Source organism: Paenilisteria riparia FSL S10-1204, from assembly GCF_000525995.1.
GTDB classification, from domain to species: domain Bacteria; phylum Bacillota; class Bacilli; order Lactobacillales; family Listeriaceae; genus Listeria_A; species Listeria_A riparia.
The window spans coordinates 216,984-242,771 of sequence record NZ_AODL01000002.1; the positions used below are offsets into that span (position 1 = coordinate 216,984).

Below are 25,788 nucleotides of genomic sequence, written 5' to 3' on the forward strand. Positions count from 1 at the left end.
AGTCTTTTTTGCGTTTTGATTTTGTTTTTTTGCTTCGGCTTTTGGATAGTTAAATTTCCAGTAACTATGTTTTTCCAAATTGGATTATTCTTTAAAGTTAGATGCCATATAGAGGGATAAATGACATATATTGATAATATCCGGAATAATCTTAGGGGATTAGCATTTGCTGAGCATAGGAGATGGCTTGCTGAGTTAACAATTGATCAGCGTAAGCAAAAAGAAAAAATACTGATAGCTGAATTTCTGGAGCAACGTTAAATATGTTGAAATGATAATTTAGCGTACTATTTTTTCAATAAAATCAATGGTATAATCAAGGAGATATATATAATTATGATCCAATGATTACACAGAAAATTCAACTAGAAAGGAAGCAACGCCATGTCAAAGAAAATTCAATTACCGAGCGGGCGTCTATCAGAACATGCCAAAGAAATCGGCAGTAGTGCCAATGACATATCGTTTGATTTGCGACCTAATATGTCGTATTCCACAAGTTCTGCACGTCAATTGGTACAGAGCAGTATGGATGCAGCAAACATGATTAAAGCCATGCCAGAAGCTTTTAACAAGGATGTACAAAATCTAAAAAACGTCGAGCAAGCATTTGTTGCCTCAGAGAAAAAGATGGCGGACATGTGGAGTAAAGCGCTTCATTTAGACAAATAAAATAACTTGAGGAGTGAAAAGAAGGGATGAAACAGCAGGAAGATGCCGTAAGAAAAAGTATAGAAAAACAACGGGAGTTAGAAGAAGTAGAACGCGATTTTAGGCAATTAAAAACGCCAACAAGAAGATTTGCTCGTACGAATTGGGAGTGCATGGCGAGGCAACCTTTCGGAGAACAAATTAGGCGCGATCGCATTAGAGTTAAATCAAGAACAACGCATGACCCAAAAGCGCCTGTATAACTTAGATGACCAACTACAAGCCGAACACAAACAAGCAAAAGCTGACGTCGAACGAGTGAAAGAGGCGAAAGCGGATGCCACGTATTGATATTGGTGAAGTACGGTATTTTGTCGACCAATTTTTAAACGAGTCTCAAAAATTGAAGGAAGCGCTGACCAACTATCGAAAAGCAGTTGCAAAAATTGTAGCAGATAAAGAAATCAAAGGTGACATCGCAGACAGTGCGAAAGACTATTACCAAACGGTTCACTATCCCATTGTGGACACAACAAAGGCATGTATGACGGATGCCGAAGAAATTTTAAAAAAAGTATATCACAGATTTTCATAATCAAGTGGATCCATCGATGAATGCGAGAATCGATTCCGATGAATTACAAGCGCTACAAGGCGAGATAAGAAAATGCCAAAATCGCTACGAAGACTTGCTAGTAAAAATGAAATCGATGGCTGGTGGATCTTCTTTAGGACAACAAATCGGGATGCAGTTAGGCATGCAAACAGCAATGGGACAATTACAACAGGAAATGCAAATTATTGAACGCTATTTAGATTTTGATATGAGCCACCAAAATGTGATGGAAGATGTGCTGATAAAGCTGTATCAAGTGAAGCAGGGGTTAGCAGAAATTCAAAGCAGTAAAGCATTTAATACCGTCAGTCATACCTTCCACACACAAGCGCTACATATGGGCTGGCTAGATGGTTTGGTGACAGAGAAAAAGCCGAAGCAATATAACTTCGATGACTACACAAAAACATTGGAGGGAAACTATTGGATACTGAGTAAGAATGGTATCACTGACCAAGAAAGCGCGAAGGCGACCATTGCCTATAACGATGCGTTAAAAGATGGTACAATTAAAATGGCAGACGAAGCGTCTGGTGACTTTATGACCGATTATATGGTTGCTGCTGTCAAAGGCGTTAATTTGCTGAATCCAGAAGAACCGTTAACCAAGATGCAAAGCTTCTCTATTATTGCAGGAGTCATGACAGGCATGGTTGCCTTCAAAGGTCGTGGCATGGTATATAAAAAAAAGTAATATCAGCAAAGTAGAGTCTGAGCTGAAAATTAAAGAATATGGCGAACCAATTGTTATTAAAAAATCCATTAATTCTGGGTTAGTTAGAAGTTATATTAAGGATGTAGAACAGAGAACGAGCCGTAAGTTGGCTAAAATTCAAATAGATGCTCTAAAGGATGCATTGCGAACAAAAGAGTATACAAAGCTGACTCCAGCGGAAACAAATAAACACAGATTGGCTTTCAAACAAGTAAAAAATAAACTTATCGTAGAGTGGGAGCAGAAAACTAATCAAACATGGCCACGATATTCTGAAGAAATATTATCTGCTAAATCTGGTAGAGTTATACGTAAAACAGGAGAGCCATACGACGCGCATCATCTTATCGAAAATACATTCGGTGGCGAACATGAGTGGTGGAATATGCATCCAGCAAAATTCCCAGATGAGCATCAAGCGGGTATTCATGGAGCTGGTTCACCTGCAAAAGAGTTATTTAAAGGAGTGAAAAAATAATGCAATTTAAATTTGTGACTAATAATCCTGAAAACAGTTTTTATCCATTGAACCTAAAGGATATTGAACAAGTAGAAAATGAATTAGACCTAACTTTCCCAAGTGAATTAAGACAGTTTTATTTAGAAATAGGCTATGGTTTTTTCAAAGGCTCAGAGTATCAAATAAATAGATTAATGGATCCAGAGTCAGTGAGAGATTTTAGGTTGAGAGTAGACGATTATGAGTTTTATCCAGACATAGAAATTTTTGATGAGGTAGAAGAAGATAAATTAGTCTTTTTTGAAGGCGATGAGAGTACAACCATTTTAATAGGCCTAGGAGAAGGGGAAACAAGTCCGATTTATTTATTTGATACGTTGATAGCCAATTCTCTTAAAGAGTTTTTGGAAAAAATAATGGAAGACGATCTGTACTATATGAAATGAATCACTAGGATTTTCTGACGATGAATCCTAAAAATAAGTTTAGGGTGTTTCCTCGAGCGTTGATAAAAAGGAGTAGATTTAATCTGAAAAAATAAATGATGATTAATTTGGCGAAATAGAATTTGATATGTATTGGAGTGGAAAAACTTCAATCACAATGTTTGGGAAAAAACGTGAAGTTATTCTAAGTATTGATGGGAATGAAGATGCTAATTTTTCATCAATTCAATGTATCAAAAAGATTTGGAAACCTATTTTAACAGCACAGAATGGTCTCCGATTTCTGATGAAGACAGGGAAAAAATCGCTCATCTAAACGTTGAAAAATTGTTAGGGCTAGATGAATAAATTAGATTTCCAGCAAAATAGCTGATTTTTCGTGGTAGTATTGTTCTCAATCCCTTGCCATTCCACGCAAAATATAATATACTAACCTTATTCAAATTCAGTAAGCCCGATAAGGGGAGTAGCAGTATAGCAATGTCGTCAGTACGGGATAAAACCCCGGCATTGTTAGCAATTTTCGATTGTTTGCGAGACCTTACGTTTATTCGTGAGGTCTCTTTTTTGCGTGTAAACGGCCAGTTGTGCTCGTGTGACTTGATGAGAAAATGCAAAAATCAGGAGGAGAGCAATTGAAAAAACTAGTTTTATTATTTGCGATGTCTGTTGTACTCGTGTTCTCACCGCTTGGAACGACGACATACAACACCATTGTGCCAGCGAAATATGAACAAGTAAGTGAAGCGCACGCGAAGGGGTATCGTTCGCCGAGCCGTTCGTATCGCCCGAATAATAACCAAATTAAACGGGATACGACGAAAAAAAACAACGAATAACCAAGCAACAAAAAATAAAAGTAATAATCGTGGTTTCCTAGGCGGACTTTTGTTCGGTGGGATTGCCGGTTTGCTTTTTGGCAGTATGTTAGGAAATATGGGTGCGTTTGGTGATATTTTAGCCCTTATTATTAACGTGATTGCGATTATTTTAGTGATTCGTATTCTGATTTACTTCTTCCAGAAATGGCGGAATCGTAATAATCCGAAGCCGCAGTCGAATGTTTTGATCATCAAGGTCCGACTGAGAATAACGACGGGGCAACGGTTCTTGATGAAGGCAATATCTCGAACGCCGTGATTCATTTCTTCACGCATGAAAAAGGTCTGCAGTTGGACGACGTGGAAGTGGTGTTGACGTATGACGAGAGCAAAGGGTTTGGTGCTGATGTGATGAAAAATGGCCAGCTAGTTCAGGCACTGGATCACTTCTCACTTATTCAAGCCATTCGTTATTGGGCAACAAAAGAGGGTAACTTTGACCCGAATTGCGGGCTGGAATTGCGGTTCTCAGAACGCGACGGAATTACAGCGATTGTAACAGAATAAAAAACGAAGGCGCCTAAGTATTGTTTGGGCGCCTTTAGTCTTATTTTACGTGCCGAATTGGAAAAGTTTTTGATAGTGCGAAGGAAGAACAAATATTGCCAGCCTAAGCAGCGAATCAGATGGCGGAGCAACGCATGAAATCGATGCACCATGTTAGCAGTAGCTTTTTGTGGGAAGATTATTCACTTTTGACAAGAAGCTAGCAGTTCCCTAAGTTTTTCCTACCTCTGAAAATATGCTATAGTTAAGAAGGAGCTATTACATATTCATTTGGAGGGAAGAGAAATGAACAAACCATTATCGCTATACTTTGTACGTCATGGACAAACCTATTTGAATAAATATGAAAAAATGCAAGGCTGGGCAGATTCTCCACTAACACCTGAGGGCGTGGAAATCGTGAAACAGAGTGGCCGAGGCCTGGCGGATACTGAATTTGTTGCGGCGTATTCTAGTGACTTACACCGGACAATTGCAACTGCGGAGCTGATTTTAAAAGAAAATAAACATGGTTTTGGCTTAACGCTTGAGCCGCGGAGTGAATTCCGGGAAACTTTTTTCGGTTCCTTTGAAGGAGATTCGAGTGCGATGACTTGGGCAAAAGTGGCTAAATCTATGGGGTATGCGAGCCAAGAAGAGCTTTTTGAGAAAGCAAATGTTCGCGAAACGATGAATGGAACGAAAGTTGCTGATCCAAAACATGAGGCGGAGGATTTCATGACCTTTTGGAATCGCGTAGAAAAAGGCTTTTTGCATGTGATTAATACACATCGTGAGTCAGGTGGGAATATTCTGATTGTGGCGCACGGCAATACCATTCGTAATATCGTGCATGAACTAGAGCCATCTGTAAAAGCTAACTTTATTCTTGACAATGCGAGTGTCACGGTACTTTCTTATGAAAATGGTCTTTTCAAAATTGAGCGGCTAAATGATACGTCTCATTTTACAGCATAATATAAAAAAAAGCCTGTCCCAATCAAGGACAGGCTTTTTTTAGAAAAATACGGATACGGCAACCAGTGCCAGCGTTATTAGCATAATGAAACTAATTATAACAATGTGCCACCATTTATACATCACAATAACTGCAATGAATTCGCGTAACAAGGCATTTGGCAAGTAGTAAAGCGCCGTTTTAGAGCTGATGCCTTGGCTTTTTAGCCCCGCTTTTCTCGCATACAGGCTAGCACGGAACAAGTGGAAATTATTCGTTACGAAAATACTGCGGCACTTCTCTTTCAAATCCATCATAATGGTTTTAGAAAACTGCATATTTTGTAACGTATTGACAGACAAGTCTTCCATCAACACATGCTCATCTGGAATCCCTTTTTCAAGCAAGTATTGCTTCATTGCAAACGCCTCGGATACCCATTCATTAGGGCCTTGTCCACCAGACACAATGAACTGGGGGGCGAAATTTTTCGCTGCTTGTTTGTAGTAAAAAGTAATGCCACGGTCTAGTCGGCTAGCAAGGAGCGGAGGCACTTTATCGCCAATCAGGCCACTGCCTAGCACAATAATAAAATCCTGCCTCAAACGCGGCCTATTATACTGATAAATGTAAGAAGAAAGCAAGAAACTTATCAAAATAAATGCAAAATACCCGACGACAAAGAGTACTCCAGTAAAGAAAATACTCAGCCAAACATAAGGCCAGATAGTAATGTGCAAAATAAACAATACGATTAGCCCTAAAATCGCTATCCCTACAAACAATGTCAACAAATTAGGAATTCTGCGGCCTTCACGTTTGGCCATCAATCTCCCATTCACAACGAGCCCAATTCCAAGGCCAATAATTGTAAAAGGAATTAAGGTAACAACCAAAAAGAAAACAACAACTACAATAATCGCCATAATATTATTTCGCGAGGCCATAAATCCATAAGCCACAGCAAAAATGGTGAAAAAAAAGCCCAATAGTCAAAAATATCCCGTTACTAATTCGCCGCTTATCAATAATAAATAAAATAACAAATAAAATAATAAAAAATGCAGCAATTTCTGCAAAAAGCATCATCATCTCCCTCTCTCATTTCCTAGTATACTGTCTTCTAAATTATAATTCAATATAATGTTGAAATAAAATAAACGTGAAAACAATCACAAATGTGTCGGAATTGTGAATATATCTATTTTTGATTGAGTTAAGGCTATGTTTATGGTAAATTGAGACCATACAAAGAGAGTGGAGGTTTCTATTTATGAAAAAAGGGAAGTTAGTATTTTTAGTTTTAACATTTGCAATGAGTTTGCTCTTAGCTGCTTGTGGAAATACGCCGCAGGAAACGTTTACAAAAAGTGTAGATAAAGCATCGAAGCCAGCTGATCAGTCAACAACAACAATCGGTTTTAAAGTAGATGAATTACCTACAACCTTAAAAACAGACCAAACAAGCGCAATGTTAGACGGCTTATCTTTGAAAATGACCGTTGCAAATGACCAAAAAGCACAGAAAACAGCAACAACTATTGCAGTAAAAACAGCAGGCTTAGTAAGCTTAGACGTAAATTTGGACTTACTTGTAGACTCTAAAGCTGAGAAAGTATACTTCCCATTAGCGGATTTATATGATGATAAGGGAAATCTGACTACATTATTAGACCAAGTAACAAGCGGCATGTTCTCACAAATCAAAAAAGAAAATCCAGATTTAGCAACGAAATACGTAGAAGTGACATCACTAGCCCAAGATCTTTCTGGTGCAGAAGCGAAGAAAGAGAATGTAGACTCAAAAGAAGTCGAAAAAGCAAGCAAAGACCTATCTAAAAAAGTAACGAAAACAATGAATGACTACTTCAACAGTTTACCAGAAGACCGTTTCACAGAAAATGATAATGGTGATATTACAGTCAAACTTACACAAGATGACATTACAAAATTAGCAACAAATCTATCTAAATTACTAGATGACAAAGATGTCAAAGCAGATTTACAAACCATCTTTGAAGCGAATGGCGTTTCTGCTGACCAGTTTGACAAGCAATTCGACGCTATGAAGAAATCCGTTGATAATGCCATTCAAAAAATGAAAGAAGATACTAAAGCTAAAATAAATATAGATGTGACAATCACACCGGGCAAAAATGATGACATCAAGAACATGACAATGAAAGTAAAAATTACCGAAACAGAAAAAGTGAAGCCAGAAACACTTGGTTTTACAGTGACAATGAAAACAACGGATTCCGTAAAGCTTCCCAAATTCCCATCATCATCTGACGTTATTTCTACAAAACAACTACAAAAAATCATCTCTGAATCAACAGCAAGCTACTACAAATCATTGTATGGTAACGATAGCACAACGATCGAATAAATAAAACGGCTCGTTTAGTTTACGCATCATGTATCGCGTTTCCTAGATGAGCCTTTTCTTATACTTTCCTCTTAAATGTACTAATATGCATCGTATGACTTAATTTTTCATAAAAAAGTTGGCGATCCTTCGAGAAAAAATTAATACAAAAATGAATGAAAAACATAAATGCACTCATAATACCAACACCGAGAACCGTTAAAAACAGAACTGGTGGTAATTGATTCACAAAAAACGGATTAAATGGGAAAATAATAATGGCCAACGTCACATAATATAACAACCCATTTCGAATCAGTAACTGCCACAATGTTGCCTTATCCGATGGCGTCGTCGAAATGATTCGAATGCGCACAAGCATTTTTCCGAGTGTTTGTCCATGTGCGAATGCAGGTAGCAAGATGAAATAAAGAAAAATAAGTAAAAGCAACCACCAAAGCTGTGTAAATCGCGAGCCACCATCGATTTCAAGCGTTGTAAATGGCAATATATGCAGCATCCCGAGCAGCCAAGTCAAAAAACGCAGAATTGTCCAGTCCACCAGAAATGCAAAAAATCGGCGCAAATAGCTGACTTGTTGCCCCTTGATATATGTTGCTTCATCCATTTTCGTTCGCGATGGTAACAAACTCGTAAACATCGGCGCAATCGCAAAACCAACCATCCCACCAAGCGTATTCAACATCAAATCATCCACGTCAAAAAGCCGATATGCATGCGGATAAATCCCATAAATTCCTGTCAACTGCGTTATTTCAAAAAACAATGAAAGCAAAAACGAAAACAATGTCGTCTTCCAAAATGAAAAGCGAAAATAATAGCGCAAATAAACACCAAGCGGAATAATTAACAAAATATTAAAGACAGGCTGCAAAACAACAGCTTGTGTCAATGCTGCCAAATATGTACTAGGATCATTCCAAACAAGTGTCGTGTGTGTCAAGAAATCTTGAATAAACTTAAAAGGCACTAATTGTAAAGGCGAACCCGTCATTTTTGCCACATCATCAGGATCTGGTAATGGTAGCAAGACAAGTAGCAACGTACATAACAAGTAAAAAATAAATGTATACAAAACTACATTTCGCAAAAAATGTAAGCCACCAAATTTATGATATTGATAAATCACAAATGGTAACGTCAAAAAGAAGGCCAGAAAAGGAAAAACAAGTAACGCGATTTCAATCGGGAATAAATACGGTTGCATCGGATAACCTCCTTTGTCATATTATTCCTTCTGTAGTGCAATAAAAACTAGCAAAACGATAAGCATTCTGCTAGTTTTTGTTTTTTAGTATTTTGGTGAAGGTACACGGAAAATGCCCATCAAACCAGCAAGAATTAATAAGATTCCTGAAACAATCCAAATTTGGCCGACTACGAAAAACATTAAAATACCAATAAGTACGAGTAAAACGCCCCAACCGCGTGGGCTTTTTTTAATGAGTAACGAAGCGATGAGTGCTAGCGCTGACGCCACGACCGTTACCCAGCCTAAGTTCGCAATTTCATCTCCTAAGGCTCCATTTAAATACGTGAATGTTTGGATGTAGTCCGAAATATCTTCTCCATAGCCCACAATCCAAAAACCAGCAACTAATCCCACGATAGCGCCAATGAGACCGAGAACTAATTCCAATGTTCTTGACATAATTTTTCTCCCCCCTGTCTGTGATTTCATCCATGTTCTCTTTCTTATACATGTGAAAATCAACCTATGCGATACGTATACATGATTTCCACTTCGACGTCTGCTGTACAATCATCGGTTGCCACATTGCCATTACAAATGAGCTAGATAAGAAAAAGCCAATCCCAATAAATAACGATTCCAACACGATTATTTACAAATTATCGAAAAAATCAGTCGTAGCCTCTTTACAAAATTAATTATTGATAAAGAAACTCGGCAATAAATATACGTACAAGGTATTTTTACCCTATTTCGTGAAGAATAATCGTATTTTCAGTATCAAACATAGAAAAATAATGATCATAACAAAAATAGACAAAATCGTAAAGCAATTATAAAAGTTGGCAATCAGCTTAATGACTTTATTATATCGTTATATGATACTTGTTATCAAATGAAGGCTATGCTATGTTGAAAGAGACAAAAAGGAGGGGTGACATGTTACTTTATGTGAATGAAATAGACTCACCGCTTGGAAAGATATATTTAGGAGTTTCTGATGATAAAGTGAACTATATTTCGTATGACAAAGCCGATTTTATAGCGCAACATGAAGCGGTTTCTGATGAAGAAACACCGCTGATGCACGAATTGAAAGTGGAATTACAGCAATTTTTCAAAGGAGAAATTCAGAGGTTTACGGTTCCAATTGAAGTAGTGGGAACAGATTTTCAGATGCGTGTTTGGGAGGCGTTGCGGACGATTCCATATGGGGAGGTCGTTTCTTATAAAGATATTGCGAAACTTGCGGGAAGTCCAAAAGCAGTGCGCGCTGTCGGGCAAGCCAATCATGCTAATCCAATTCCGATCATTATTCCGTGCCATCGCGTGATTCAAGCGAACGGGAAAATCGGTGGATATAACGGTAGCGACATTGAACGTAAACAATGGTTATTAGCCTTAGAAATGCCATTTTAGAAAGTTATCATAAATTTCATGGCTCGTTCATAGTTTTTTCTTATTTATTAGATAAGATACATGTAATGGAAAGGAGCTGAAGATGGCATGGAAAATCAGTTTGAAACACCAAAAAAAACAGTGAATAAATGGAAATGGAGTACCATCATTGTGAGCATCGTCTCACTTATTACAATCTCTTTTATGGGTTTCGCTTTATTTCAGCAAAATCAAAACGGGATGAACGGGCAAGGAAATATGCCAAATAACGGCCAATCTCAAATGGGAGGTTCCGATGAAACATATGGTACGCCACCAAGCGGAGGACTAGGTGGCCAAAGTGGAAGCAACTCTGATCAAAGTGGCGACACAGACGCTAATTCCGGCGCATCGATAAATCCAGATACAGACTTGTCCACAGGTACGTCATCAAACGAAATCTAAATAGCAAAAGGATCTGAGAAATAACTAATTTTCACACAAAATAAGCAGAAAACTACGAGTCCCCTTTTTCGGGTAAGACGTGATTTCTGCTATACACAAATCGAGCGAAAGCGTTTTTATTCAGGGGATTTGGAAAGGAATAACTGTTCATTTTGTTCGTGCTTATATTGGGGCTGTAACTCAGTACTTCGAACAGTCGGAAAGGATTAACCATTCCTTGTGTTCACGCTTATATTGGGATGTAGCTCAATACTTCGAACAGTCGGAAAGGAATAACCATTCACTGTGTTCACGCTTATATTGGGACTGTAACTCAATACTTCGAACAGTCGGAAAGGAATAACCGTTCCCTGTGTTCACGCTTATATTGGGACTGTAACTCAATACTTCGAACAGTCCCAACAATGCGAGCGCTTGTCTCCAATTTATTTGGGTTATGTTCCAAACTCTTAGCATGGTTTAGCAATTACAGGAATTACCAGAACAGCATTGGTCTCCGTCACCATCGAGCATGGTCAGTGGATTTTCTTCTTTCCATACTTTATCGAGCACTTCTTTGAAACTTTCTGCTGGTTGTGCGCCTGAAACGCCGTATATTCCATTGATAACAAAAAATGGTACGCCTTGAATGCCTAGCGCTGCGCCGGTTTGCTCATCATCGCGAACGTCTGTGGCATAAGCGTCGCTTGCTAGCATCGCCAAGATTTCTGCTTTGTCTAGGCCAACTGTTTGGCCAAGTGTAGCCAATGTTTCGTGGTCGCCTAAATGTTTGGATTCTGTGAAATAGGCGTGAAGCAAAGTTTCTTTTAATGCTTCAGATTTTCCTTTTGTTTTCGCGAATTGTAACAGGCGGTGAGCATCGAATGTATTTGTTGGAATCATCGTATCGAAGTGATAATCAAGTCCAACTGCTGCTGCTTGGGCGCTTACCTGTGCGTTCATACTTTTTGCTTTTTCGACTGTTATACCGTATTTCTCTGCCAAAATCTCGTCCAGTGTTTGGTCGTACGTCACTGGTGCGCCAGGGTCTAACTCGAAGCTACGATATTCCACTTCCACGTCTTTGCCAAATTTCTGTAAACCAGACTCAAAGTTACGCTTTCCAATATAACAAAACGGACATGCAAAATCCGACCAAATTTCTACCTTCATGATTATTCCTCCTAAAAAAATACTGCAACACTACTTCTAGTGTAGCCTTTTTAAACAGTGAATTCAAAGAAGTTGCTTACTATTTATTAGTAGTCTGTTTAGAGCAAAGAAGTTGTTAAAAAGGCTTCGAATGGAGTATCTTTGTAGAGAAGAGGGGGAGACGAGAATGGAAATTTTTCAAGCGACGGATAAGTTGCCAGCTAGTGATGACCCTGTGGTTTTAGTGATTGGCAAGTTCGATGGTGTGCATAAAGGACATCAGTATTTGCTGGAACAGGCCAAAGCATTGTGCACAAAGGAAGAAAAGTTAGCTATCGTTTGCTTTACGCCTCATCCACTATGGGCATTGCGAAAAGATCCAGCATACCAGCGTGCTATTACACCGGATAGCGCCAAGTTCTATTGGCTGGAATATTACGGAGTGGATAAAGTATACAACATTTTATTTACAACTAAATATGCTGAGAACTCTGCAGAAACATTTATTCGTGAACATTTGCGTGAGTTGAACTTGCGACACATTGTGGTTGGAGAAAGCTTTAACTTCGGAAAAGGACGCGATTCAGATGTCGACTTGCTCATTACTTTGTGCAACGAACGAGCTGTTCCAGTGACGGAAATACCGTTTATTAAAGATCGCGCCCACAAAATTAGTTCCACAGATATTCGCGCAGCAATCGTTGATGGGGATTTTGAGACGGCGCAATTTTTGCTGGGGCATCCTTATTTTATAGAAGGAGAAGTGACTGAAAAGCGTGGAATGCATTGGCTAACAGGAATGGATGAATACGTTATCCCAAAAGCTGGTGACTACGATATCATGATAAACAGTGAGCAAAAACAAATTAAAATTATTAACACGGATCGAATTGTGTTACCGGAAGCCACGACTCCAGTAAGAATAACATTTAACACTGCCAAATAAGGTAGTGTTTTTTTGTTAGGTTGCTTTTTATCGCAAATACTGTTATACTTTTTTAGTAATTTACTAAACTAGTAGGAGGAGAGATACCATGAATATCCCAACAAATTTGAAACATAAGCCAGTGATTGTCGCAGAGAACTACGATGATGTGGATGGTAAATACGCTTACAACTCAGATGCGAAAGGCTTGTCACTTGGATTGGCACAATGGAATGATCGCGGCAAAGTTGATATTTCAGCGAAAGTTTGGCGTCATACGGGCGGGAAATGGTCTCGCCAGTCAGAAGAATTACCGCTTCACCGTGTGTTAGATTTAGCGATTTTGATTAGTCGTTCGACATTATATTTTCGTGATGCGTATAAACACGATCATTTTTATGATAAAGAGAACCCGCAGATTGATCGGATTGGCTTGCAAGGTGACGCGATGACGGTTGCGGTTTGTGATGATAATGAAAGAATTGATGAGGACATTGCGTTGTTCCAGCAAGCGATGACCGATAGCGATGAGCTTTTAAGCGAGCGGTTGCGCACGTTAAGCCGAATTTTGAAGGAAGCAGGTTATTAAAGTGAACATGGACCGAGATACGAAGAAGAAAATGATCAATGAATATAAGCAGACGAAGCACCGGGCCGGCGTGTATCGCTTTGTGAGCCGCGAAACAGGGAAATATGTTTTGGCAGCGAGCATGGATTTACGAGGTATTCAAAACAAATACCAATTCGCTATTAAGATGAAGTCACCGGGCGCGTTGCCTTGGATTATGGCGGACGAAGCCGCGAAATATGGCTTGGATACGATTGAATTTGAGGAACTAGAGCTTGTCGATTTGAAAGACGAAATGACAAATGACGATATTAAAGAAGAATTAGAAGTGATTTTAGAACTTTGGCAAGAAAAATTAGCCGAAGCGGAAGAATAAAATTAAGTCAGAACCGTTAGGAACCAATAATGGATTGGTTTTTGCGCGGTGCTGGCTTTTTTGTTTAGGTTTACGGATAATTCTGCTATACTTAAGCGAAAGTGAGTTTGTTCGTAAAAGGGGCTGATAAGGGGATGCGTAAATATTATCGACATCAAATTGGTATAGCGTTAATGCTAATGCTCGGAGTGACAACAGGTCTTGGTGCGGTGCGACGTGTGCTTTACATCTTGCTACTTAATCAAGAACGATCTAGCATTTATTGGATAGTTGAATTAGGGTTAGCGGTTATTATGATTGTAACAGCTGTGCTTTCGAATGCTGGCTATAAGCTAAAAGGAACTGAAGTGGTCGTGAGTTTGCTATTTGTCACCTACTTTACGTATTTTGTGATTCGTGCGGTTATGGGTGTAGAAGAAACTGTGAATATTCAAAATGCAAATGTCCTATGTTTAATTGCAGGACTAGCGATGTTTTCCGCGTTTGTTCTTTTTTACACGATTGAAGCGGAGCCGATTTTGCCAAAAATGGAGAATCGGATGGTAACGGTCAGCGGTTTTGTTTTGCTATTGCTTGGTGCTGGCTTGAGTTTTGTGTTAGCGATTTTGCGATATCAGATGTACTTAGGTGTGGCGAAATGGAGTGGTATTAGTTTTGATACAACGGTTTATTATCCAGCGATGATTGCGATTGGAGAATATCTTTTTGTAGGCCTTGGGTTTCTTTGTTTGGCAGTTCTTTTATTTGTCAAATGGCGGCGTGTGTTTGCTTATATTGGAATGGGCATTGCGTTGCGGGAATTATTATTTGGATGGTTGCAATTTAATGCAGGGCAACCGAGTGGAGCAGGATTAACGGTAGGAGAATTATTGCCGTTGTTTATAGGTATTATTGGATTTGCAGGCTTCCTCTTATTTATAGTTGGGGCTAAAAGAGGCGAACAGGAGGAAATAACTTGAAACGAAATAAATGGGTTGTCATGATGACGTGGCTTTCTGTGCTGGCATTGTTGCTTTGCCTAGGTGGGATTGCCGCAGTGGCACTAGGTCAAACAGGTAAAAGTACGACGACAACAACAGAGACAAAAACAGACACCAAAAAAACATCACAATTCCAAGTGACGGGATTAGGCGATTCACTAACAGCAGGAGTTGGTGATACAGATGGCAAAGGATATGTCCGTCGTGTTATTGATACGCTTGAAAAAGATGGCAAGAATGTAACACTCTCTAATCTTGCAATCAGCGGCGCACGAAGTAACCAATTGCTGACTCAACTCGGACAAAAAGAAATTGGCCAGCAAGTGACAAATGCGAATGTGATTTTCTTGACGATTGGTGGGAACGATTTGTTCCGCGGTGGTGCAGCGCTTGAGAATTTGAATGCGGCGGAAATTCAGAAGAATGAGACGGCATATCTGAGTAACTTGGAGAAAATTTATAAACGGATTCGTGAGCTGAATAAAGATGCTGTCGTGTACCATCTAGGTTTGTATAATCCGTTTGTTGATGTGGAAAATCGCATCGAATTAGCAAAAATTGCATCTAAGTGGAATATGGATACGGAGAACTTAGCGAGCAAGTATTCACGCGTGGTATATGTGCCAACGTATGATTACTTTATTTTGAACGGTAAAAAATATTTATCAAGCGATCATTTTCATCCGAATGGAGCGGGTTATCAGTTGTTCGCGGACCGCTTAAATACCGTAATGACAACCGATGGGGCAGGTGATAGCAAATGACGGCAGCGCTTTTAGTACAAGATTTAAATAAAAAAATCGGCAAGCGGCAGATTATTAAAGATATTAGTTTCGAGGTCAATGAAGGTGAAGTTTTTGGTTTTTTAGGACCGAATGGCGCTGGCAAAACAACGACGATTCGGATGCTTGTCGGATTGATTAAGCCAACATCAGGCACGATTTTAATTGGTGGTAAAGATATTCGCAAGAACTTCACGGAAGCAATGAAAAGTCTTGGCTGTATAGTGGAAAATCCAGAATTCTACCCGTTTTTGACTGGTTGGGAGAACTTGGCATATTTTGCACGAATGGATAAAACGATTCCACCAGAACGACTGCATGAAGTTGCGGAATTGGTTGGTATGACAGCGCGCGTACATGACCGAGTTTCGACATATTCGCTTGGAATGCGACAACGTTTAGGAATTGCTCAAGCGTTGTTGTCGAATCCGAAACTATTGATTTTAGATGAACCAACGAATGGTTTAGATCCATCAGGAATTCGAGAGATGCGCGATTTTATTCGTTTTCTGGCGAAGGATCAAGGGATTAGTGTACTAGTTTCTTCACATTTACTTAGTGAGATTCAACTGTTGTGCGATCGTGTGGCGATTATGACACAGGGTGAGATTATTGCAACAGATGATGTGCACCGTTTATTGTCGGATCGTGAAAAAACAAGATGGCGCTTTGAACCGATGGCAAAAGGAAAAGCGATTTTGGAAAGCATGACAGAAGTAGAAGAGCGTGATGGAGCGCTATATACGCCGTTTCATGCGGATAAGTTGCCAGTTTGGAATAGTCGCGTGGTTCGTGCAGGTGTGCAAGTGCTTGAAATGCAGAAAATCACACCATCATTAGAAGATTTATTCATTGAGTTGACAGGAGGGCAAGGCATTGATTAATTTAGTGTACAACGAGCAACTGAAGCTTTATCGCAAGCGGCGCCTCCTGATTATTTTGTTTCTTGTCGCAATCATTGTCGGTATTTTTACGTATGCGCAGTTTCGGGAACATCAGGAGACGGAGAAGAAATCGGGAACGACGGATTGGCATGTGCAAGTGCAGCAACAAGTGGTGGATATTGAAAATCGGTTGAGTTCGAATCGGATTCCGGATGAGTATAAGAAGTATATGCGTGTGACGCTAGGGCAATTGCAATATTACTTGGATAAAGATGTGAACCCGAATGCGCCAGGTGCACCAACGTTCTTAAAATCATTTGTGGAAAATGGCATTGGGTTACTGTTTCCGTTATTTGTAATGGTAATCGCGGCAGATTTGATTTCGTCGGAATCGGGAAGTGGAACGATTAAGTTCTTGTTGACAAGACCGGTGAAACGATGGCGCATTTTGACGAGTAAGTTTCTTTCGATGATGCTGTCGGTTTCCATTATTTTGTTCGCTTCGGCATTGATTGCGTATGCGATTTCGGGTGTTGTATTTGGCTATAATGGCTGGACGGCACCAATTTTGACAGGATTTGATGTGAGCGGGGATACGGTTGGAACAGCTGGCGTTTATTCATTACCGATGTGGCAGTATTTATTGATGGAATTCGGTTTGGCATGGCTTGTAGCGATGGTTATTGGCGTGTTGACGCTGATGTGTTCTGTCCTTGTTCGCAGTACGGCGGCGGTCATGGGGATTATGCTGTCGGCGCTCATTACAGGGTCAATATTGAGTAATTTAGTTTCATCATGGCCAAGCGCGAAATATTTATTTATGGTGAACTTGCAACTTACGAATTATTTAAACGGCACCAGCCCGCCAGTTGACGGAATGACACTTGGATTTTCTGTTGTGACATTGCTCGTTTGGACTGTGGTTGGATTGATTGTATCCTATTGGGTATTTATGAAGCGCGATGTATATTGAAGTATATGGAGTCGGAAAACCTTGCAAGAGGCGTTCTGACTCTTTTTTTTTTGGAAAACCTTACAAAACGACACCTTAAAAAGTGAGCTTACCTGTTGATATTACTATATAGTACTTAATCTTACTAATAGCATAAGAATATATAGTTTTGTCAAAAATGAGTGAACAAACTGTGTAAATGTTACATGAGCAAAAAAAAAATAATGCTATAATATTTGAGTAACACTTCTTAAATACTAGCATAGATTAGGGGCTGATAACATGTGCGGTAGTCTATTTTTTGGAGGCTATCAAATTTCCATTTAATAAGATGGTCTACAGGGCGGCACATTGATTTGACTAGGCATAGCATTATCAGGGCTTATAATGTGGCTTCATTTGGATAAAGGCTTGTTTACACAGATTGAAGATCCTTATGATTAAAATATGCAACATACTATTATAATTAGAAGAAAATTTTGAAGAAACAGAAAAGAATTTTTAACTTTAGAAAAGGCGGGTATTACAAATATGTCAAAAAAAAGTGGCTGTCTTCGTTTGGAATCATTTTACTAACGATGCACGTGTGATGCGGGAATGTATGGCACTTCAAGAAGCTGGCTATAGTGTAGATTTAATTGCGATACATGATGCTAAAAATCCTGACCTCCCTTTTCAAGAATCACCGGCGGAACGTTTTATAGTCTATCGAATGAAAGCGGGTTATCCTCCTTCCATCCAAGCTGTGCTGAAATATGTCCAACAACATGTATGGTGCCTCGTGCTAATTGCGTGCTTGTTTATCACTCTCCTCCTACTCTTCCCTCGAAGCACCATCGTGTTTAGTGTAGTCATCAGCCCGATGTTCCTCAAAAAAACACACACCATTATTCGGCGTATATTTCTTGTTTTTCGAATGATACGGCAAGGGCTGGCGGATGTTTATGATTTGTACCATGCGAATGATTTGAATACCTTACCGCAGGCTACTGTTTGTGCTAAAGTATTTCATCGAAAAAAACTGATTTATGATTCGCACGAGGTACAGACTAGTCGGACAGGGTACAATCATCCCATATACGGAATAAGCGAAAAATGGTTGCTTCGTTTTGTAGATGTGTGCATCCACGAAAACGATACACGTGCTGCCTATATCGCCAAAAGGTATCACTTTTATCCCAAAGTCATTCATAATTACCCAGAAAAAGTGTATTTAGAGAAGCAGTCAGCCATTGATTTACATGGCATACTAGCGATTCCAAGACACGAACCAATTTTATTATATCAAGGTGGTGTGCAAATAGGACGAGGCCTAGACAAATTAGTCCAAGCAGTGCCCTATTTTGACCGAGGTGTGGTGGTTATTATTGGAGATGGTCGCATTAAAAAATACTTACAACAGCAAGTCACTGATGCCAAACTAACACACAAAATCAAGTTTTTACCCAAGGTTCCGTTACGTGATTTATTATATTACACGAAACAAGCCTATTTAGGATTTCAAGTATTGAATAATATTTGTTTTAATCATTATTCTGCCTCATCAAACAAATTATTTGAATATATTATGAGCGGAGTGCCAGTTATCGGCAGTGATTTTCCAGAAATTAAGAAGATTATACAAGGAGAATCAGTTGGATTGGTTGTGGATTCTCATAATCCTGTATCGATTGCAGCTGGAGTGAACCAATTGCTTGCAAATCCGGTTTTACGAGAAACTTATCATCAAAATTGTTACCGGGCACGTGAGATTTATAATTGGGAACATGAGAAAAAACATTTTTTAGAAATTTATAAAGAAGTAGAGGATGGACATGACAAAAAATAATGCCCTTTTAAAACTAAGCGACAATGTGAAATTGAATCGAAGAAAAGATTCGATTGCAATGGAGATGGCGCGAACAAAAGACTATTATCAAAAACCAATTTTAGAAGCATTCATGGCGTATATACCAGAACAAGCAATAATCTATGAGATGGATAGCCGCTTTGTGAGTCATGCCATTTATTTTCTGAAATACGGCCATGCAAGGCAAGTGTATTTGTTTGAGACGAATCGAGCGAAATACAGGGAAGCGCGCAGTGATGTGCAGCGAAATCATATAATAGGTATCGAGTGTTTGCAACCAGACTGGGATACTAACAAGTTTGTGCGACGAGATAAAGAGAAGTTTATCCATGTAACACCAAGGTCAGCTGATGTGATTCATGCTTCTAAAGCCGTGATTGAGGCAGGCTTGCTTCTTAAATTTGCGACAGAAGTGGAGCAGTACAAGCCGGTATTATGGTTAGACACATCAAGCCATAATTTTGCGGAGATTGCGAAATGGCTAGAGAAACTACACTATCGTTTACAAATAGAGCAAAATCACCAAGCGATATATGTCTCTCAAGAAACGAAAGAAGCAGAAGAAGGAAAAAAATGAGCTGGAAGCGAAGCTGTTGGAACGACTAGAAACGTATAAGCGTCAAATAAATCAGTTGCAACAAGAATGCGAGCAACAAATATCTCACATGCAAGCCGAACAAGCCAAGAAACTAGCGACAATGGAAACAGAACATCGTGCGGTTGTAAAGAAATTGGATGAAGAGACAAAACAGAAAACCGTACAGGCTAAAAAAATAGCAGCAATGGAGACAGAACATCGTGCGACTGTAAAGAGGCTGGAAGAAGAAGTGAAACAGCAAGCTGAGCTAGCCAAACAGTACGAGCAAGAAAACAAACAATCACAGAAAGAAACAAGAGAGGCAAGGCAAGTAGTACAACATATATCTGATGCTTTGAACGCAGAGAAAGCGATGAATCATGATTTAAATAAACGAATTTTCGCGTTACTAGCAGAAGAAAAACCTGTCCTACTCACGATGGAAAAGCGTCAAACCCAGCAACAAAAAGAGCTTAGTACCTTAAGATATGAGAACAGAAAATTAGCGCGTAATTTAACTATCGCGACAGAAAAATACCAGCGACTCAATGATACCAAGGTCATCCGAGTTATGAGGAAGTACTGGAATTTCAAAAAAAAAAGAAGATTGAGGAATGACACGTGAAAAAGATGGAGAATTTGTATCATGAAATAGAATACTTGCAAAAAAGGATTTTGAGCAATATTAAGCCAGAAGTTATTGCTACACAAGATTTTGTGAAGGCAAAGAATTGGCACAGTTCCAATGACAAGCTTACTTTCGAACAAGAAATTGGTGCCGTAAAAGCAACTAACAGTAGTGATGTTTTTATTTATTTTTCGTATTTAGAAACAAACTTGCTATTTAGTAGATATCCGATGCATATTTTGGAAGCTGTACCAGGTGAAAAGTTTGAATTCACGATGCATATGGATGTTGAAAGTGATGGTAAGCAACCATGCAAAGTAGCAATTATTGAGTACAGTCTCAAAGGAAAGGTAAAATCAACACTGTTTGATCCGAATAAGAAAAATCGGCTCAAAGTAGGTCCAGAAACAGTGCGTTTGCGTGTCGCCATTCGAACACCAAATAACAGTGTAGTAACAATTCGAGGATGTGATTTTTACCGGACTTTTGATGAAGTGAGTGTGGCTAAACAAAATAATCATGCGTTTGCTTCTTCGAGATTAGGATTAAAAGATATTACAAAAACAAGTGATTTACGAGTAGCTTGTATTTTTGATGAATTTACACGTACTTGTTATGAAAAAGAAGTGCAATTGATTTCTTTTACACCAGACAATTGGGAAGAAGTACTGGAACGAGAACAACCGCACCTACTGATGGTAGAGTCCGCATGGCATGGAAATAATAAGGCTTGGGAATACAAGATTGGTCGGTATGCGAATCAGGACCGTAGTGCGCTACTTAACTTACTAGATTGGTGCCGTCAAAATGAGGTTCCAACCATTTTTTGGAACAAAGAAGACCCGATTCACTATCAAAAATTTATTGATACAGCAAAATTATTTGATTATATCTACACCACAGATGCAGATATGATTCCTAGTTATAAAAAAGCAGCAGGACATAATCGTGTATATGCACAAAGCTTTGCGATTCAACCAGAGATGCATAATCCAATTAAATGGAATGAAAAGCGGATTGATAAAATGTGTTTTGCGGGTTCGTACTATGCAAACCGTCATGAAGACCGTCGCCGAGATATGGATCAGATTTTAGATGTAACACAAAAGTATGGGTTAGCTATTTATGATCGTAATTATGAACGCCAGTCACCAGATTTCCGTTTTCCAGAGCGGTTTTTACCTCACGTTCTTGGAAGCTTGTCTTATAACGATATGAATATGGCTTATAAAGGTTATAAATACATGCTCAATATTAACAGTATAAAGCAGTCTCCAACGATGTTTTCTCGTCGTGTATTTGAAGGACTTGCTTGTGGTACACCGATTATTAGTAGCTACTCCAAGGGAATTCAACGGATGTTTGGTGATTTAGTATTGATTGCCGAAACCAAAGAAGACCTAGAAACCAAGATTCAAGCGATTACGAGTGATGATGCATTGTACCAACAAAAAGCAGTAGAAGGCGTACGCGAAGTATACCAACATCACACGTATAAACATCGACTTGAGATGATGCTAGAGCACATTGGAATCAAGTTAAATAAGAAAGCAAAGCGTGTCACAGTTGTTTCTGTAGTACATTCCATCAAGGACATCGAAGCGGTAAAAGCAAATTTTGATCGTCAAGCACACCCAGAGAAGCAATTAGTGCTATTCGCATCTATGTTTGATGGTGTGACAGAAGTAATGAATACGTATAATACAGAGCAAATAAGTATGTATGCAATTACCTATTTGAATCATTATCACCGTTTGCAAGAAATAATTCCAACTGAATATATCAGCTATATGAGTGGTCAACATTTTTACGGGGAGCAGTATCTTACGGATTTATTGTTGGCAACGGAATATACAAAAGCAGATGTGATTGGGAAGAAGAATTATTTCCAATGGGACACTGAGGAATTGCAAGAAGTACAGGGAGAGCAAGCGTATGAATTTGTGGAAGATATTACTTATCACAAAGCATTAATACGAACAGGACTTCCTTGGATGGGAAAAGTTCAGACATTACTCGCCAGTATGGCTAAGGATGACTCTCTGGCGCCCTATTTCAGACAAGGTGTGACCTTATTTAGTGCAGATAAATTTAATTTTATCGCAGATGGGGCCCAAGCGCCGCAACATTTCCAAACAAAAGTAGAAATATAGGAGCGATGACTTTTGAGACAGTTAAAAATCTTAGTATATGGGGATATGGACTTGAATATTATGGATGGTTCAGCAGTATGGCTGACATCAATGGCGTCCATGCTTGCCATTAACAAGAGTGTAAAAACGGATATTCTACTCAAGGCGAAAGAACAGAATACTCGTCTAACAGGTAGTATTTCAAATTTTGAGAATGTGACATTAATTGATCCATTTACGACTTTTCCAACGATGTCCTTTGATAATGCAAATCGGATTAATGTGACAGAAGCGCTCGCAAGAATGGAAGCTTTAGATAAGCAAAACAGCTATCACTTAATTATTATCCGTGGCTTTGCACTGGTGAAGGAAATGATGAAACATCCGAATCTAATGCAAAAAACAATTCCTTATATTACGGATTTCAACCATGATCCACAGACAATTTCGGACGAAGAGCGTACTGATTTGAGACGTATCTATAATCAATTTCCAAATATGTTTCTGCAGACAGAGGCAACACGTGCAATTTTTAGTGAGCTGATGGATGTAGACGGAAAAAAAAGTAGCGATTCTTTCTCCAATGATTCCCGCACAGCCTGTCATTCCGGATTATCGTAATCGCAATAACCAATTAATTTATAGTGGGAAATTTGCACCGGAGTGGTATACCGAAGAAATTATCCGAGCGGCGCGAAAAATGGCGGATACAGATATCACTTTTTGCATTGTTGGAGATAAGTTTCAAGGGGACTTACGTCCACGTAGTGCTGAGATTAAACAAGCCTTTCAAGAAACGGACAACATTGATTGGGTGGGTGCTGTTTCTCGTGCAGAATCTCAGGCGTATATCGCGGCCTCTGATATTGGAATCAGCTGGCGTAGTGAATCTATTGATAATGATGCATCCGTAGAATTATCTACGAAACTATTAGAATACGCTAGACTTGGAAAACCTGTATTACTCCGCCGCACAAAAATGCATGAACAATTACTAGGTAAAGATTATGCTTTATTTGTCGACACAGAAGAGGAATTTTTAACAAAAGCACAGATAGCATTAAGTGATTCAGCGGTGTATAAACGTGCTGCAAAAGCTGTGTACCGAGCGAGTCAGAACTTCACGTTAGAGGCTTCCTACAATCGACTGAAAAACCTGTTATGGAGCTACAACAAAGAACCAATCAATCTTCTATTTGCTAGTCACGATTTGAAATTTATGACGGATATCATTGCTTACTTAGAGAGCCAATCAAATATTCGTATCAAATTTGATACTTGGACTAATCATACGGAACACAATGAAGCAGAAAGTAAAGATTTACTAGCGTGGGCTGACATGATTTTCTGTGAATGGGGACTTGGGAATGCAGTATGGTATTCCCAGAATAAGAAACCAGGCCAAAAGTTACTCGTCCGTGTTCACGCGCAGGAAAAGCGAACACCGCATCCATTTAATTATAATTTAGATGCTATCGACCATATTATTGCAGTGTGTCCATTCATTATGGAAGAGATGCATCGTATTTGCCAAATTCCTCGCCATAAGATGATTTTAATTGCCAATACAATTGATACAGAAAAGTTCGATCGTCCAAAACAGTCTGACATTCGTTTTAATATTGGTATTTGTGGTGTTATTCCAAAGATTAAGGGACTCGACAAAGCATTAGATATTTTTGAACAACTTTGGCAACAGGATAGACGATATCGTTTGTTCATCAAAGGGCAGTTACCAAAAGATGTAGCCTGGCTCATGGGACGGACGGCTGAGCGTGAGTATTACGACGCAGTATTCGCACGTATTCAGCAAGCGGAATGGAAAGACAATGTGATATTTGATAAACATGGTAATGATGTGCATGAATGGTTGCAAAAAATTGGTTATTTGCTGTCTACAAGTGAGTCAGAAAGTTTTCATACTGTGTTGATGGAAGGAATGGCAGCAGGATCTACACCATGTTTACTCAACTGGCCCGGCGTAGAAACGGTATATCCTGCTGATAGTATTTTTAAAACACCAGAAGATATTGCAACATTTATCAGTACGCATGAATTAAATCCTGAAGAACAGCAAAGTTATAAAGACTACGCGTACCATTACTTTAATAAAGCGAAAATTTGCCATGAAATTGAAACTTTACTCTGGGAAACGTATCTAGGGTAAAAAATGTATAAGGAGAGAGAGTATGACAAGCGACTTAATTATCGAAAAAATGACGGCGACACCACTAGTTTATCATGAAGGTACCTTAACCGTTCGTTTTAAAGCCCTCTATTTATTGGAAGCAACTTACACGTATGCGTATTACATTTATTATAATGATACACTCATCGAAAGCAATTGGTATGAGCCGATTGGGAAAGAAGAGGTTTCTATTGACTACAAACCACTGCATAGTGGCACGTATAAACTTCGACTATTTTTGAAAAAAAAAATGATCAGGTAATTATTAATAAACTCACCAATATGTTGAATGTGGATGTTGCTAATAAGCAAACAGTCATGACGACGCTTGAAAAAGAGCAGGTTTATTACAATGATAATCCGGTTAAATATCTTTTCCAAAAGGCGAAAAAAAAAATCTGATAAAGTTATTGATTTCTTTTTCAGGACTACACTCGCAAGAATTTAAAGGCGGGGATCCTGTATATAATCACTTTCGCACATTATGGCCGTGTGATGTGAATAAGTTGTTTATTTTGGATGAATATAAAGGACAATTTTGTTATTATATGGGCCACAATTGTAAGCATGATTACGAGCGTTCCGTTATTGCATTGATTACGACGATTGCCAATGATTTAGGCATTTCACCTAATAACATCATTGCTTCCGGTTCCAGTAAAGGTGGCGCTACATCTTTGTATTATTCCATGAAATATCATTTTGGTACAGCAATTGTCGGAGCGCCGCAAGTCTATATTGCAAAATATTTAAAACGCCGAGCGATGAATAATCCAATTATTACGAAAGGATTTCATAATTTAATCGGTCCAGATAGAGAATTTGGAGAAAAGTATTACGATGATCTCATTATGCATTTATTAGAAACAGAGCAAAGTTTTCCAGAATTTATTTTTCATGTTGGGACAGGTGATTTTCATTATGAAGAGCATTTAAAGCCTTTCTTGAAGCGGTGTGAGGCTAAAGGTATTCCTTATGAGCTAGATTTACAAGAGTACAGCGACCATAATCAAACAGGTCAATACTATGCACCATTTTTATTGAAGACTGTTAAGCGCATATTAAGTGGTGAAAAAGTAGCGAAATCCTAAAAAGCGCTGTAATGATAAAGAAGTTAGAGTAAATATAGAGTGTAGTGCAATCTCGGACAGAATAAATGAAACTAGAATTTCTATTCTAT

33 protein-coding genes and 1 pseudogene are annotated in these 25,788 nt (G+C 38.9%); 30 read left to right on the forward strand and 4 right to left on the reverse strand.

Annotated elements, in window-relative coordinates; translation table 11 throughout:
• Positions 1-120 precede the first annotated feature (120 nt).
• The 12 genes from PRIP_RS17080 (at position 121) to PRIP_RS01235 (ending at position 5,233) form a co-directional block, all read left to right on the forward strand.
• Positions 121-261, forward strand: coding sequence for a hypothetical protein (locus PRIP_RS17080; RefSeq protein WP_159101506.1), 141 nt, complete (start codon positions 121-123; stop codon positions 259-261).
• A gap of 123 nt (positions 262-384) precedes the next feature.
• Positions 385-672, forward strand: coding sequence for a TIGR04197 family type VII secretion effector (locus PRIP_RS01200; RefSeq protein ID WP_036099007.1), 288 nt, complete (start codon positions 385-387; stop codon positions 670-672).
• Between the two features lie 129 nt (positions 673-801).
• Positions 802-1,002: a hypothetical protein gene (locus PRIP_RS01205; RefSeq protein ID WP_036099008.1), complete on the forward strand. Its 201-nt coding sequence runs from the start codon at positions 802-804 to the stop codon at positions 1,000-1,002.
• Positions 989-1,246, forward strand: a complete 258-nt coding sequence (locus tag PRIP_RS17890) for a T7SS effector LXG polymorphic toxin (protein WP_036099009.1) — start codon at positions 989-991, stop codon at positions 1,244-1,246. The genes PRIP_RS01205 and PRIP_RS17890 overlap by 14 nt, the downstream gene beginning before the upstream one ends.
• 16 nt (positions 1,247-1,262) lie before the next feature.
• Positions 1,263-1,961: a hypothetical protein gene (locus PRIP_RS01215; protein WP_036099010.1), complete on the forward strand. Its 699-nt coding sequence runs from the start codon at positions 1,263-1,265 to the stop codon at positions 1,959-1,961.
• Entirely contained in the window at positions 1,936-2,460 is a 525-nt protein-coding gene (locus tag PRIP_RS01220; RefSeq protein WP_036099011.1) for a hypothetical protein, read from the forward strand. The genes PRIP_RS01215 and PRIP_RS01220 overlap by 26 nt, the downstream gene beginning before the upstream one ends.
• Complete coding sequence (locus PRIP_RS01225; RefSeq protein WP_036099012.1) at positions 2,460-2,888, forward strand: SMI1/KNR4 family protein; 429 nt, start codon at positions 2,460-2,462, stop codon at positions 2,886-2,888. Before PRIP_RS01220 ends, PRIP_RS01225 begins: the two co-directional genes overlap by 1 nt.
• A gap of 115 nt (positions 2,889-3,003) precedes the next feature.
• The gene (locus PRIP_RS18155) at positions 3,004-3,204 is read left to right on the forward strand and encodes a hypothetical protein (protein ID WP_420912102.1); all 201 of its coding nucleotides are present in this window, start codon (positions 3,004-3,006) and stop codon (positions 3,202-3,204) included.
• Between the two features lie 319 nt (positions 3,205-3,523).
• Positions 3,524-3,727 (forward strand): hypothetical protein, encoded by a 204-nt coding sequence (locus PRIP_RS17480; protein WP_241434059.1) that lies wholly within the window; start codon positions 3,524-3,526, stop codon positions 3,725-3,727.
• 49 nt (positions 3,728-3,776) lie between these two features.
• A complete protein-coding gene (locus PRIP_RS17485; RefSeq protein ID WP_241434060.1) occupies positions 3,777-4,028 on the forward strand; it encodes a hypothetical protein in 252 nt (83 codons plus the stop codon).
• Positions 4,025-4,276: a DUF2653 family protein gene (locus PRIP_RS17490; RefSeq protein WP_241434061.1), complete on the forward strand. Its 252-nt coding sequence runs from the start codon at positions 4,025-4,027 to the stop codon at positions 4,274-4,276. The genes PRIP_RS17485 and PRIP_RS17490 overlap by 4 nt, the downstream gene beginning before the upstream one ends.
• 285 nt (positions 4,277-4,561) lie before the next feature.
• Complete coding sequence (locus PRIP_RS01235; RefSeq protein ID WP_036099013.1) at positions 4,562-5,233, forward strand: histidine phosphatase family protein; 672 nt, start codon at positions 4,562-4,564, stop codon at positions 5,231-5,233.
• Positions 5,234-5,272: 39 nt separating this feature from the next.
• Here PRIP_RS01235 and PRIP_RS01240 read toward each other — a convergent pair.
• Positions 5,273-6,299, reverse strand: a pseudogene (locus PRIP_RS01240) (YdcF family protein).
• A gap of 187 nt (positions 6,300-6,486) precedes the next feature.
• Here PRIP_RS01240 and PRIP_RS01245 point away from each other — a divergent pair.
• Complete coding sequence (locus tag PRIP_RS01245) at positions 6,487-7,602, forward strand: Lmo2079 family surface lipoprotein (protein WP_036099015.1); 1,116 nt, start codon at positions 6,487-6,489, stop codon at positions 7,600-7,602.
• A 58-nt stretch (positions 7,603-7,660) separates the two neighbouring features.
• On the opposite strand, the gene PRIP_RS01250 is transcribed toward PRIP_RS01245, so the two are convergent.
• Entirely contained in the window at positions 7,661-8,809 is a 1,149-nt protein-coding gene (locus PRIP_RS01250) for a VanZ family protein (protein WP_036099016.1), read from the reverse strand.
• 84 nt (positions 8,810-8,893) lie between these two features.
• Positions 8,894-9,256 carry a DUF4064 domain-containing protein gene (locus PRIP_RS01255; protein ID WP_036099092.1) on the reverse strand — a complete coding sequence of 121 codons (363 nt, stop codon included), beginning with the start codon at positions 9,254-9,256 and terminating at the stop codon, positions 8,894-8,896.
• A 477-nt stretch (positions 9,257-9,733) separates the two neighbouring features.
• Here PRIP_RS01255 and PRIP_RS01260 point away from each other — a divergent pair, with 477 nt between their 5' ends.
• The gene (locus PRIP_RS01260) at positions 9,734-10,213 is read left to right on the forward strand and encodes a methylated-DNA--[protein]-cysteine S-methyltransferase (RefSeq protein WP_036099017.1); all 480 of its coding nucleotides are present in this window, start codon (positions 9,734-9,736) and stop codon (positions 10,211-10,213) included.
• An 87-nt stretch (positions 10,214-10,300) separates the two neighbouring features.
• Positions 10,301-10,636, forward strand: a complete 336-nt coding sequence (locus tag PRIP_RS01265; RefSeq protein WP_036099018.1) for a hypothetical protein — start codon at positions 10,301-10,303, stop codon at positions 10,634-10,636.
• A gap of 459 nt (positions 10,637-11,095) precedes the next feature.
• Here PRIP_RS01265 and PRIP_RS01270 read toward each other — a convergent pair whose 3' ends face one another.
• Positions 11,096-11,788, reverse strand: a complete 693-nt coding sequence (locus PRIP_RS01270) for a DsbA family oxidoreductase (protein WP_036099019.1) — start codon at positions 11,786-11,788, stop codon at positions 11,096-11,098.
• 166 nt (positions 11,789-11,954) lie between these two features.
• Here PRIP_RS01270 and PRIP_RS01275 point away from each other — a divergent pair, with 166 nt between their 5' ends.
• From PRIP_RS01275 to PRIP_RS01340, 15 genes are all read left to right on the forward strand, one after another.
• On the forward strand, positions 11,955-12,713 hold the full coding sequence (locus tag PRIP_RS01275; RefSeq protein WP_052008661.1) for an FAD synthetase family protein: 759 nt from the start codon (positions 11,955-11,957) through the stop codon (positions 12,711-12,713).
• Positions 12,714-12,801: 88 nt separating this feature from the next.
• On the forward strand, positions 12,802-13,281 hold the full coding sequence (locus tag PRIP_RS01280) for a DUF6530 family protein (protein WP_036099020.1): 480 nt from the start codon (positions 12,802-12,804) through the stop codon (positions 13,279-13,281).
• Between the two features lie 7 nt (positions 13,282-13,288).
• Positions 13,289-13,636: a GIY-YIG nuclease family protein gene (locus PRIP_RS01285; protein ID WP_036099094.1), complete on the forward strand. Its 348-nt coding sequence runs from the start codon at positions 13,289-13,291 to the stop codon at positions 13,634-13,636.
• A gap of 134 nt (positions 13,637-13,770) precedes the next feature.
• Complete coding sequence (locus PRIP_RS01290) at positions 13,771-14,595, forward strand: hypothetical protein (protein WP_036099021.1); 825 nt, start codon at positions 13,771-13,773, stop codon at positions 14,593-14,595.
• A complete protein-coding gene (locus tag PRIP_RS01295; RefSeq protein WP_036099022.1) occupies positions 14,592-15,380 on the forward strand; it encodes an SGNH/GDSL hydrolase family protein in 789 nt (262 codons plus the stop codon). The genes PRIP_RS01290 and PRIP_RS01295 overlap by 4 nt, the downstream gene beginning before the upstream one ends.
• Positions 15,377-16,282, forward strand: a complete 906-nt coding sequence (locus PRIP_RS01300) for an ABC transporter ATP-binding protein (RefSeq protein WP_036099023.1) — start codon at positions 15,377-15,379, stop codon at positions 16,280-16,282. Before PRIP_RS01295 ends, PRIP_RS01300 begins: the two co-directional genes overlap by 4 nt.
• Entirely contained in the window at positions 16,275-17,255 is a 981-nt protein-coding gene (locus PRIP_RS01305) for an ABC transporter permease (protein WP_036099024.1), read from the forward strand. The genes PRIP_RS01300 and PRIP_RS01305 overlap by 8 nt, the downstream gene beginning before the upstream one ends.
• A 508-nt stretch (positions 17,256-17,763) precedes the next feature.
• Complete coding sequence (locus PRIP_RS01310; protein WP_036099025.1) at positions 17,764-19,062, forward strand: glycosyltransferase; 1,299 nt, start codon at positions 17,764-17,766, stop codon at positions 19,060-19,062.
• Positions 19,049-19,660: a hypothetical protein gene (locus PRIP_RS01315; protein WP_036099026.1), complete on the forward strand. Its 612-nt coding sequence runs from the start codon at positions 19,049-19,051 to the stop codon at positions 19,658-19,660. The genes PRIP_RS01310 and PRIP_RS01315 overlap by 14 nt, the downstream gene beginning before the upstream one ends.
• 16 nt (positions 19,661-19,676) lie before the next feature.
• A complete protein-coding gene (locus PRIP_RS01320) occupies positions 19,677-20,285 on the forward strand; it encodes a hypothetical protein (protein WP_149023731.1) in 609 nt (202 codons plus the stop codon).
• A 5-nt stretch (positions 20,286-20,290) separates the two neighbouring features.
• Positions 20,291-22,441: a CgeB family protein gene (locus PRIP_RS01325; RefSeq protein WP_241434066.1), complete on the forward strand. Its 2,151-nt coding sequence runs from the start codon at positions 20,291-20,293 to the stop codon at positions 22,439-22,441.
• A gap of 12 nt (positions 22,442-22,453) precedes the next feature.
• Positions 22,454-23,041 carry a hypothetical protein gene (locus PRIP_RS16055; protein WP_052008663.1) on the forward strand — a complete coding sequence of 196 codons (588 nt, stop codon included), beginning with the start codon at positions 22,454-22,456 and terminating at the stop codon, positions 23,039-23,041.
• Positions 23,004-24,587, forward strand: a complete 1,584-nt coding sequence (locus PRIP_RS01330; protein WP_052008664.1) for a glycosyltransferase — start codon at positions 23,004-23,006, stop codon at positions 24,585-24,587. The genes PRIP_RS16055 and PRIP_RS01330 overlap by 38 nt, the downstream gene beginning before the upstream one ends.
• Before the next feature lie 22 nt (positions 24,588-24,609).
• Positions 24,610-24,870 carry a hypothetical protein gene (locus PRIP_RS01335; protein ID WP_036099028.1) on the forward strand — a complete coding sequence of 87 codons (261 nt, stop codon included), beginning with the start codon at positions 24,610-24,612 and terminating at the stop codon, positions 24,868-24,870.
• 286 nt (positions 24,871-25,156) lie between these two features.
• Positions 25,157-25,699, forward strand: a complete 543-nt coding sequence (locus PRIP_RS01340; protein WP_149023732.1) for an accessory Sec system protein Asp2 — start codon at positions 25,157-25,159, stop codon at positions 25,697-25,699.
• Positions 25,700-25,788: the final 89 nt, after the last annotated feature.

Coding starts and splice junctions, on each gene's coding strand:
- PRIP_RS17080 (WP_159101506.1), top strand. CDS start 121: ATGACATATATTGATAATATCCGGAATAATCTTAGGGGATTAGCATTT.
- PRIP_RS01200 (WP_036099007.1), top strand. CDS start 385: ATGTCAAAGAAAATTCAATTACCGAGCGGGCGTCTATCAGAACATGCC.
- PRIP_RS17890 (WP_036099009.1), top strand. CDS start 989: ATGCCACGTATTGATATTGGTGAAGTACGGTATTTTGTCGACCAATTT.
- PRIP_RS01215 (WP_036099010.1), top strand. CDS start 1,263: ATGAATGCGAGAATCGATTCCGATGAATTACAAGCGCTACAAGGCGAG.
- PRIP_RS01225 (WP_036099012.1), top strand. CDS start 2,460: ATGCAATTTAAATTTGTGACTAATAATCCTGAAAACAGTTTTTATCCA.
- PRIP_RS01235 (WP_036099013.1), top strand. CDS start 4,562: ATGAACAAACCATTATCGCTATACTTTGTACGTCATGGACAAACCTAT.
- PRIP_RS01245 (WP_036099015.1), top strand. CDS start 6,487: ATGAAAAAAGGGAAGTTAGTATTTTTAGTTTTAACATTTGCAATGAGT.
- PRIP_RS01250 (WP_036099016.1), bottom strand. CDS start 8,809: ATGCAACCGTATTTATTCCCGATTGAAATCGCGTTACTTGTTTTTCCT.
- PRIP_RS01260 (WP_036099017.1), top strand. CDS start 9,734: ATGTTACTTTATGTGAATGAAATAGACTCACCGCTTGGAAAGATATAT.
- PRIP_RS01265 (WP_036099018.1), top strand. CDS start 10,301: ATGGAAAATCAGTTTGAAACACCAAAAAAAACAGTGAATAAATGGAAA.
- PRIP_RS01270 (WP_036099019.1), bottom strand. CDS start 11,788: ATGAAGGTAGAAATTTGGTCGGATTTTGCATGTCCGTTTTGTTATATT.
- PRIP_RS01275 (WP_052008661.1), top strand. CDS start 11,955: ATGGAAATTTTTCAAGCGACGGATAAGTTGCCAGCTAGTGATGACCCT.
- PRIP_RS01280 (WP_036099020.1), top strand. CDS start 12,802: ATGAATATCCCAACAAATTTGAAACATAAGCCAGTGATTGTCGCAGAG.
- PRIP_RS01285 (WP_036099094.1), top strand. CDS start 13,289: ATGGACCGAGATACGAAGAAGAAAATGATCAATGAATATAAGCAGACG.
- PRIP_RS01290 (WP_036099021.1), top strand. CDS start 13,771: ATGCGTAAATATTATCGACATCAAATTGGTATAGCGTTAATGCTAATG.
- PRIP_RS01300 (WP_036099023.1), top strand. CDS start 15,377: ATGACGGCAGCGCTTTTAGTACAAGATTTAAATAAAAAAATCGGCAAG.
- PRIP_RS01315 (WP_036099026.1), top strand. CDS start 19,049: ATGACAAAAAATAATGCCCTTTTAAAACTAAGCGACAATGTGAAATTG.
- PRIP_RS01325 (WP_241434066.1), top strand. CDS start 20,291: ATGGAGAATTTGTATCATGAAATAGAATACTTGCAAAAAAGGATTTTG.
- PRIP_RS01330 (WP_052008664.1), top strand. CDS start 23,004: ATGATTCCCGCACAGCCTGTCATTCCGGATTATCGTAATCGCAATAAC.
- PRIP_RS01335 (WP_036099028.1), top strand. CDS start 24,610: ATGACAAGCGACTTAATTATCGAAAAAATGACGGCGACACCACTAGTT.
- PRIP_RS01340 (WP_149023732.1), top strand. CDS start 25,157: ATGGGCCACAATTGTAAGCATGATTACGAGCGTTCCGTTATTGCATTG.